Here is an 8,538-nt window from a genome sequence, read left to right as displayed (position 1 = left end):
CCCCGGGAGGACGAGCCGGCGGCACGCGCGGCCGGTGCCTGCGGCGGGGTGATGACGACGGGTACGCCCGAGGGCTGCCGCGCGCCGGTGATCCGGCCCAGTTCCTCGCCGCCCGAGGCGACCTGCGTGGTCTGCGCGGTGATGCCGGCCGCGGTGACCAGCCTGGCCACCTCGCGCCGCTGATCGGGCAGGGCGAGCGTGACGACGAGGCCGGACTCGCCGGCGCGCGCCGTGCGGCCGCCCCGGTGCAGGTAGTCCTTGTGGTCGGCGGGCGGGTCGACGTTGACGACCAGGTCGAGCTGGTCGACGTGGATGCCGCGGGCGGCGACGTTCGTGGCGACCAGCACGTTGACCAGGCCGTCCTTGAACTGCGTCAGGGTCCTGGTGCGCTGCGACTGGGACTTGCCGCCGTGCAGGGCCGCGGCCCGTACGCCCTGCTTGAGCAGGTTCTTGGCCAGCCGGTCCGCCGCGTGCTTGGTGTCGAGGAACATCAGCACCCGGCCCTCGCGGGCCGCGATCTCCACGGTCACGGCCTGCTTGTCCAGGTCGCGCACGTGCAGCACGTGGTGCTCCATCGTGCTGACGACGCCGTCCTCCGGGTCGCCGATGTGCACCACAGGATCGGTGAGGTAGCGCCGTACGAGACGGTCGATGTTGGCGTCGAGCGTGGCGGAGAACAGCATGTGCTGCGCGTCCGGCGCGACCTGGTCGACCAGCGCGGTGACCTGCGGCATGAAGCCCATGTCGGCCATCTGGTCGGCCTCGTCGAGGACGCTGATCGTCACGTCGGAGAGCACGCAGTCGCCGCGTTCCACGAGGTCGCGCAGCCGTCCCGGCGTCGCCACGACGATCTCGGCGCCCGCGCGCAGCGCGTCCGCCTGCCTGCCGAGGGAAAGACCGCCGACGACGGTCGCCGTGCGCAGCCGCAGGACCTTCGCGTACGGGGTGAGCGCGGCCTCGACCTGCTGCGCGAGCTCCCGGGTCGGCACCAGGACCAGGGCCAGCGGGCGCCGCGGTGCCGCGCGCCTGCCCGCCGTGCGGGCGAGCATGCTGAGGCCGAACGCGAGGGTCTTGCCCGAGCCCGTCCTGCCGCGGCCGAGCACGTCGCGGCCCGCGAGCGAGTTGGGCAGCGTCGCGGCCTGTACGGGGAAGGGAACGGTGACGCCCTCGGCGGCCAGCGCGTCGAGCAGCGGGGCGGGCAGGCCCGCCTCCTCGAAGGTCTCGGCGGGCGGCAGCGCGGGGGTGAGGGGCTCGGGGGCCGCGAAGGCGCGCGGCTGGGCGACTGAGCCGCCCCGGCCGCCGCCGCCTCCACCGCGTCGTGGGCCGCCCCTGCGGCCGCCGGAGCCCGCGGAGCCTGAGCGGCGCGCGGACGCGCCGCGGTAGGAACGGGAGGACTGGTTGTCTGTGCCGGGCGATCGGTTCAAGGCTGAACCTTCCTTGATGCGGCACGTGTCAAGGAATTCCCGGCACCGTGGGTATCGCTGAACGGTGCGAAGATTCGCTGGAACGGGCCGGGGATGCAGCGGTGAGCGGCCTCTGTTTCGGCCGGGCCGCATTCTTGCCGGTGCGGTGGGAATTCCGCACCCGGAGGGCGGACACGACGGAGCCGGGGTTCCGGCGGAAGGCCGAAACCCCGGCTCCAGTGCCCGTGTGGGCCGGGGGTCAGGCGGGGACGATGTTCTCCGCCTGCGGGCCCTTCTGGCCCTGCGTGACGTCGAAGCTGACCTTCTGGCCCTCCTGGAGCTCACGGTAGCCCTGGGCGTTGATGTTCGAGTAGTGGGCGAAGACGTCGGCGCCGCCGCCGTCCTGCTCGATGAAGCCGAAGCCCTTTTCCGAGTTGAACCACTTCACGGTTCCGGTGGCCATAACATTCTCCATTCCGGGGCAATGTCGGAACCGCCCTGTGCGATTCCGTGTTGCCGGTGATTGCCCCGCCAGGGCCTCCCGCGTGAACGGGGGGTCCGGTAAAAACGAAAGTGCACCTGCCGGAAGACGATCCGGTAAGCGCACTCGAAGTTTTGGGAACCACAACTGCAACTGCCACCGAGCTTAGCATGGTGGCCCTGAATGTGCGCGGAAAGATTTCTGTTCGCCTGTCGGCCACATGAAATTTCCCGGCGGGCCGCGCTACATTCTGCACTCGCCGCAATAGATTTCCGTGAGCGGTCGGTCACGCTCCGGCGGGCCCGCCGTCGTCGCCCGTCTCGCGGCGCAGCGCCTCGTTGAGCTTGAGGGCCTCTTCGAGCTGGTCCTCCAGGATGATGATGCGGCAGGCGGCCTCGATGGGTGTGCCGCCGTCGACCAGCTCGCGCGCGCGGGCCGCGATGCGCAGCTGGTAGCGGGAGTACCTGCGGTGGCCGCCCTCCGAGCGGAGCGGTTCGATCAGTCTGGCCTCGCCGAGCGAACGGAGGAACGCCGGGGTGGCGCCGATCATCTCCGCCGCGCGGCCCATGGTGAAGGCCGGGTAGTCGTCGTCGTCGAGCCGGTCCGCCGCGCGGGGCCTGGCTTCTTGGGGCATGCGTACCTCTTCCGGAAGTGCCAGGGCGCAGCGGCCGACGGTGCGGCCGGGGCGGTCGGGCGCCGGGCGTACTGCCGGCCGCTGCGACCCGCAATGAACTCTAGCCGGTGACCCGAGCATGTCTCCAACGGTCGCGACAGCTTTGCCGCATCTCTTTGCCGCGCCCCGTGCCGTCGCGTCCGCGTCGCGTCCCCGCGGATGTCCCCGCCGTGTCCGGCCGTGTCCCGCCGTGTCCCGCCGCGTCCCGCCGCGTCCCGCCGTGTCCCGCCGTGTCCCGGCCGTGCGGGAGCCGCGCGGCGTGGGCGGCCGCTTCCGGATCGTGACGGGGTCGTCACCCCCAGGACGGCCGAACCGGCCGGAGCCGTGCGGTATGTACGGCAGAATTCCCTCTCATCACACGGAAGTTCAGTGTCCGAGGCGCGGGGGTCCACCAGCGGGTCCGCGCGCCTCGGGCGACGGGGTGGGGAAGGCGGCGTTCGGCGTGGCGGTGCGGGAGGGTGCGGAGCGTGCCGGCGCGGCGCACGAGGGCGGGTGCACCTGCGGTGACTGCCCGCACGGCGCGCGCGAGGGGTACCGGCGCGCTGTCGCCGCGTTCGCCGAGAAGCGGGACGCCTTCGCCGCGGGCTGCGGCCTGCCCGCCGCCGTACAGCACTCCGCGAGCGCCTCGCGCCAGTGGGTGTCGGACGAGCTGACGCAGACCGCGCGCACCGTCGCGGAGCGGGCCCGCGAGGCGGGCCGCGCCTGGCTGCTGTCCGTCTGGCGCGTCACCCTGTGCGCGGTGTGGGGCGGATTCGTCGTCCTGCTCCTCGGCCAGGCGCTCACCGCGGTGGGCGCCGGGTGGAGCACGGCCCGCACGGCGGGCCTCGTCGCCGCGGCCGTACTCGGCGGGCTGCTGACCGCCGCGGCCACCCTGCACCGCGGCAGGGGCGGCCTGCTCGCGCCGCTCGTCGGCGAGGACAACCGGCTGTCGACCTCCCGCACGGTCGCGTCCGCGTGGCTGCTGCTCGCCGTCTTCTCGGTGCTCGTCCTCGCGCTCCAGCTCGCGGGCGCGTCCCGGCACGGCGACCGCGACGCGCTGGTCTCCGGGCTCGCGCTGGCGCGCGGCGCCGGGCTGCTGACGGTCCTCGCCGTGGTGTGCGCGGTCGCCGTCGCCGTCCGCAAGGTCGTCGCGGCACGGGTCGCCGCCCGCACCCTCCAGAAGGTGCGCGCCGACCGGCCGCGCCTCGCCGACCTGCTCTGCGACGACGACCGCCGCGGCAGCTTCACCGACGTGCAGTACGTGTTCGTCAACGCGGCCGCCGTCGTCTTCTGCGCGGTGCGGCTCGCCAGGCGCCCCGATCGGCTCCCCGACCTGCCCTGGGCCCTCGCCCTGCTCGTCGCGGTCTCGGCCGCCACGTATCTCGCGGGCAGGTTCGCCGACGGCACCAGGCCCGTCGTGCTCTCCGTGGTGCGTTCCCGGGAGGCGGGCGACCTGGACGCGCCGATTAGGACGGGCGACGACATCGAGATCCGCGGCGCGGGCTTCGTACCGCCGGGCGCCGCGGCCCCGGACCGGCTCGCCGGCATGGTCGTACGGATAGGGGCCGTCCATGTCCACGTCCCGCTGGTCCCCGTCCCCGGCGGCTTCGCCAACCCCTCCGACGCCCTCCTGACCGTTCCCGTCCCCGTGGAGGTCGAGCCCGGCCCGGTGACGGTCCAGGTCGTCACGGCGGCCGGCGTCGAGACCAACAGCGTCACGGTCGAGGTCTGCGACTAGCTCCCCCGATCGTGTGTGCGGCAGGGCGGCGCGCCTGGGGGCCGTGGCGCGGCAGGTCCCGGCTCAGGGCGCGGTGGCCTCCCAGGCTGCCGTGATCATCCGGAAGATTTCGTCCACCGTGGCCTCGGGGTCCTCCGCCTGGCAGGCCAGGGCGTAGGCGTCGATGGTGAACCGCGCGGTCGCCCGGCAGGCCGTGACGCTCCGGGGCAGTCGGGGGTCGGCGGCGAGGGCCGCCGCCAGAGCCTGCGCGTGCCGCAGGCTCATCGACTCCTCGTACTCCCGCAGGGCGGGCGATCCCTCGATCATGCGCCGGACGGGTGCGCTGCCCTCCGCCAGGCAGTGCCGTACCAGGGCCTGGACCTCGCGGTGCAGCGCGGGGATGAGCGGCTCGTGCGGGGGCCGTTCCGCGACCGCCCGGGTGAGGCGCTGCTCGAAGTCCTGGTCGCGCTCGAACACCAGGGCCTCTTTCGAGGCGAAGTGGGAGAAGACCGTGGTGACGGCCACGTCGGATGCGGCGGCCACGTCACGGATGCCCACGGCGTCGTAGCCGCGCTCAAGGAAAAGCCGCAGTGCGGTGTCGGCGATCCTCTGCCGGGTCGCGGCCTTCTTGCGCTCCCGGCGCCCTGACGGCTCGGTCATGCGCTGACGCTATCAGATGCGAATTGCTAACCGTTGCGAAAACCTAACTGTTAGGGTTACGTTCGCCGCATGAGAAAGATCTGCTTCGCCGAGTTCGGCGGTCCCGAGGTCCTGCGCCTGGTGGAAGCCGAGGAGCCCCACGCGGGCCCCGGCCAGATACGCGTCGCCGTGCGGGCGGCGGGTGTCAACCCCGCCGACTGGCGGATTCGGGAGGGCCAGGTGCTGGGAGCCCATCCGGTCGAGCTGCCCGCCGGGCTCGGACTGGATGCCGCCGGTGTGGTGGACGAGGTCGGCGAGGGGGTCGAGGGGGTGGAGATCGGCGACCGTGTGTTCGGCGAAGGCGCCGACACGTACGCCGAGTTCGCCGTGTTGTCGGCCTGGGCCCGCATGCCCGCGGGGCTGGCTTTCGACGAGGCGGCCGGCTACCCGTCGGTGGTGGAGACCGCGCTCCGCGTCATCGGCGAGGTCGGCGTGCGGCCCGGTCAGACGCTGCTGGTCAGCGGCGCGTCCGGCGGTGTCGGATCGGCGGTGCTGCAGATCGCCCGCGAGCGCGGCATCGCGGTGATCGGCACGGCAGGGGCCGCGAACCTGGACTACCTGCGCGGTCTCGGCGCTCTCGCCACGACCTACGGCGAGGGCTGGGTCGAACGGGTGCGGCGCCTGGGCCGGGTCGACGCGGCCCTCGACCTGGCGGGCTCCGGAGTGGTCCGCGAACTCGTCGGGCTGACGGGGGACGCGCGCAAGGTCGTCTCCATCGCCGACCTCGGCGCGCCGCAGTGGGGCGTCCGGTTCTCGGGTGTGGCCGGGAGCGTGCAGGACGCGCTCGCGGAGGCCGTCGACCTCATCGCTAGGGGCAGGCTCCACATCCCCGTCGAGAAGTCGTACCCGCTCACCGAGGCGGCGGCGGCGCACGCCGACAGCCGCGCCGGCCACACCCGGGGGCGCCGGGTCATCGTTCCCGGGGATCTCGGGTCCGATCCGGCCGAGGCCTGAGGGGGAGGGGCGCCACCGGGCCCGCGCGGGGCCCGCCCGCGCGGGGCCGGGTCCGCGCGGGCGGGGATTGTGAGAGGCGGCTGAGAATGCGGGGTTTCCGTGGCCGGGGTGAGCGCCCGGCGCGTCGGGCGCGTATGCACTAATGAAGCGCGCGGGCGGGACCGGCTCGCGGGCAACCGCGCGGACAGGGAGGCAGACCGCCATGGCACAGGGCTTTCGGACGACCGGCTTGGGGACGGTGCACGACGGCGGCGGGGACAGGCCCCGCGGCCTGCGGGGCATACCCGCCGTGTACGGGCTGCTCCCGCTGCGCGTGTTCCTCGGCGTCACTTTCGTCTACGCGGGCATCGACAAGCTCACCACCCACGGCTTCTTCGACTCCAGCGGGCCCGGCTCGATCGGCGACATGATGCGGGGCGTGCGCGACAGCGCCGCCGTCCCCGCGCTGGTCGACCTGGCGCTCAAGAGCCCCGGCGGCTTCGGCCTCGCGATCGCGCTCGGCGAGCTCGCGGTCGGGATCGGCACCCTCCTCGGCATCCTCGGCCGGGTCGCGGCGGCGGGCGGCGCGCTGATCTCGCTGAGCCTGTGGCTCACCGTCAGCTGGCAGTCCACGCCGTACTACTACGGCAACGACCTGGCCTACCTCATGGCCTGGCTGCCGCTGGTCGTCGTCGGCGCGCCCGTGCTGTCCTTCGACTCGCTCCTGCCCGGCCGCCGGCGCCGGGCGGCGTGACCCACGATCCCGACGACCGCGGCCAGCGCCAGGGCGGCGGCGAGCAGCGGCAGCGCCGTGTACCACCGGGTGTGCCAGGAGCCCGCCGCGTCGCCCCCGTACAGCACGGCGGTGGCCAGGGCCGCGAGCCCCACGACCAGCCGTCCCGGCCTCGCCTCACGGTGCGCCACGGGTCACCTCCACCTCTCCGAGTCCGACGTCCAGCGTGAGGGCGAGCACCGGGGGCCGCGAGAACGGCAGGGCCGGCCGCGCGTCCCGCCGCTGCCGGGCCGCGGGCCCGGGAGGCGGCGGATACGTCCTGTGCAGGCGCTGGTCGGGGGCGATGCGCAGCTCGTCGGGCGCGTCCCCGGGCAGCCGGACGGCACCGGCGGTGGTCGACGCCCGCACGTCGAGCGCGGCGCCCGCCGGGACCAGCACCCTGAGCTGCCCGCCGCCCACGTGCGCCGTCGTGTGCAGTGTGGTGCCCGCCGGTATCGCGAGGCCCCGCAGGTCGAGCGTGCCGACGCCCGTGCCCAGCCGGTACGCGCCCTGCACGGCGGCGGCGCTCGCGGGTCGCCAGGTCTGCCTGCTCCAGTGCGCTGTGGCGTCGTCCGGCAGGGCGGTGGCCGCCGCGAGCAGCAGTGTCGCGATCACCGTCAGGACCACCGTGCCGAAGCGGGCGCGGCCGAGGAACGACGTCACGACGAGCCCGAGCCCCAGCACGGCCACCACCGCGACCAGCGCGATCTGGAGCGCGCCCGCCAGGGGGTGCGAGTCCCAGGCGAGGTACGCGCAGACTGCGCCCGCGATCAGCGCCACGAGGAAGATCGCGCCGCCGATGTCCTGCTGCTGCCGCGGCTCGCGCCACGCGGCGGCCGGGTCCGCCCAGGGCGGGACGGCCGCGCCTGCGCCCGCCCCGGCCGAATCCGCCCCGGACGTGTTGGTCCCGGCCGAGTGGGCTCCGGCGGACGCGCCCTGACCCCAGGCGGTGGCCCGGGTGCGGTGCCGGTCCCGGCCTCGGGTGGCGCCCCTGCGGCGGGCGGGCGGCTCCTCCGCGGGCCCCCACAGATAGGTCGTCGCGCGATGGCCGCCCGCGCCGTCCTTGGCGAGGGGGTCACGCCACCAGGACGGGCTGCCGCCGGGCACGGGCGGCGCCTTGGTCTCCGGCGGAGCGTCGGACACGCCGTGCGCCCCGGCCGGGTCGGAAGGGCCGCCCGCGCCCGTCTCGCGCCGGTGCTTGGACCAGACGGCGGAGGCGACGGCCGCGCACGCCAGCATCACGGCGAAGCTCAGCGTGCCGCCATTGCCCAGCATCGAGAGGAAGAGGCCGCAGCCGACCAGCGCGAAGAGGACCGCGATCAGCGCGGACCCCTCCACCCGGCCGGAGAGCATCCTGCGCCCCTCGTTCTCCTCCTCGCCCTCCAGCGGGATCAGCAGCCACGCGAACCCGTAGAAGATCAGCCCGAGCCCGCCCGCGACGCCGAGGACGCCGATGACGATGCGGAAGATCACCGGATCCACGTCGCAGTAGCGGCCGAGACCCGAGCACACGCCGCCGACGAGCTTCCCGCGCGGGCTGCGCGTCAGCTGCTTGCGCCCGTCGGCGCTCCCGCCGTCCACGCCGCCCTTGCCCTCGGCGCGGCCTTGGCTCCGGGCGCCCCGCACGCCGTCCCCGCCGCGGGTGCCGTCTGCGCCGTCCGCTGCGGGCGGGACCCCGCCGGGCATGCCTCCGCCGCCGGGCGGTCTGTCCTGCCCGCCCGGGGCCTCGGGGTCTCGCGGGGTCGTCATGGCTCCATGGTCGCTGCCACGCGGCCCTGCCTCTACCGGCTGCGACCCTGGGCCATCCCTGATATCGACCCCCGACGTCCCTGATATCGGCGCCAACCCGTGCCCGCCGGGCCCGGCCCGTGTGACCATCGG

At 74.6% G+C, this 8,538-nt stretch carries 9 protein-coding genes; 3 read left to right on the top strand and 6 right to left on the bottom strand.

Annotated features, from left to right (window positions below; translation table 11 throughout):
* The 3 genes from ABEA77_RS25735 to ABEA77_RS25725 all read right to left on the bottom strand — a co-directional run.
* Nucleotides 1–1,424: DEAD/DEAH box helicase (locus ABEA77_RS25735; RefSeq protein ID WP_345652240.1), on the bottom strand; the 1,424-nt coding region annotated here is incomplete at its 3' end.
* 238 nt (nucleotides 1,425–1,662) lie between these two features.
* Nucleotides 1,663–1,866 carry a cold-shock protein gene (locus ABEA77_RS25730; protein WP_345652238.1) on the bottom strand — a complete coding sequence of 68 codons (204 nt, stop codon included), beginning with the start codon at nucleotides 1,864–1,866 and terminating at the stop codon, nucleotides 1,663–1,665.
* 304 nt (nucleotides 1,867–2,170) lie between these two features.
* Entirely contained in the window at nucleotides 2,171–2,518 is a 348-nt protein-coding gene (locus ABEA77_RS25725; protein WP_345652235.1) for a MerR family transcriptional regulator, read from the bottom strand.
* 481 nt (nucleotides 2,519–2,999) lie between these two features.
* On the opposite strand from ABEA77_RS25725, the gene ABEA77_RS25720 reads away from it, so the two are divergent.
* Complete coding sequence (locus ABEA77_RS25720; protein WP_345652233.1) at nucleotides 3,000–4,274, top strand: hypothetical protein; 1,275 nt, start codon at nucleotides 3,000–3,002, stop codon at nucleotides 4,272–4,274.
* Between the two features lie 63 nt (nucleotides 4,275–4,337).
* On the opposite strand, the gene ABEA77_RS25715 is transcribed toward ABEA77_RS25720, so the two are convergent.
* Nucleotides 4,338–4,913 carry a TetR/AcrR family transcriptional regulator gene (locus ABEA77_RS25715; RefSeq protein ID WP_345652226.1) on the bottom strand — a complete coding sequence of 192 codons (576 nt, stop codon included), beginning with the start codon at nucleotides 4,911–4,913 and terminating at the stop codon, nucleotides 4,338–4,340.
* A gap of 69 nt (nucleotides 4,914–4,982) precedes the next feature.
* On the opposite strand from ABEA77_RS25715, the gene ABEA77_RS25710 reads away from it, so the two are divergent.
* Nucleotides 4,983–5,906, top strand: coding sequence for an NADP-dependent oxidoreductase (locus tag ABEA77_RS25710; RefSeq protein ID WP_345652223.1), 924 nt, complete (start codon nucleotides 4,983–4,985; stop codon nucleotides 5,904–5,906).
* A 202-nt stretch (nucleotides 5,907–6,108) separates the two neighbouring features.
* Complete coding sequence (locus ABEA77_RS25705; RefSeq protein WP_345652220.1) at nucleotides 6,109–6,639, top strand: DoxX family protein; 531 nt, start codon at nucleotides 6,109–6,111, stop codon at nucleotides 6,637–6,639.
* Here the strand turns inward: ABEA77_RS25705 and ABEA77_RS25700 are convergent.
* Both ABEA77_RS25700 and ABEA77_RS25695 read right to left on the bottom strand, forming a co-directional pair.
* Entirely contained in the window at nucleotides 6,546–6,809 is a 264-nt protein-coding gene (locus ABEA77_RS25700; protein WP_345652217.1) for a hypothetical protein, read from the bottom strand. The genes ABEA77_RS25705 and ABEA77_RS25700 overlap by 94 nt on opposite strands.
* A complete protein-coding gene (locus ABEA77_RS25695) occupies nucleotides 6,796–8,406 on the bottom strand; it encodes a PspC domain-containing protein (RefSeq protein ID WP_345652214.1) in 1,611 nt (536 codons plus the stop codon). The genes ABEA77_RS25700 and ABEA77_RS25695 overlap by 14 nt, the downstream gene beginning before the upstream one ends.
* Between the last annotated feature and the right edge of the window lie 132 nt (nucleotides 8,407–8,538).

It is taken from the genome of Streptomyces tremellae (genome assembly GCF_039540215.1).
In the GTDB taxonomy this organism is placed as follows: Bacteria; Actinomycetota; Actinomycetes; order Streptomycetales; family Streptomycetaceae; genus Streptomyces; species Streptomyces tremellae.
This window is presented reverse-complemented; position numbering and strand designations above follow the sequence as displayed.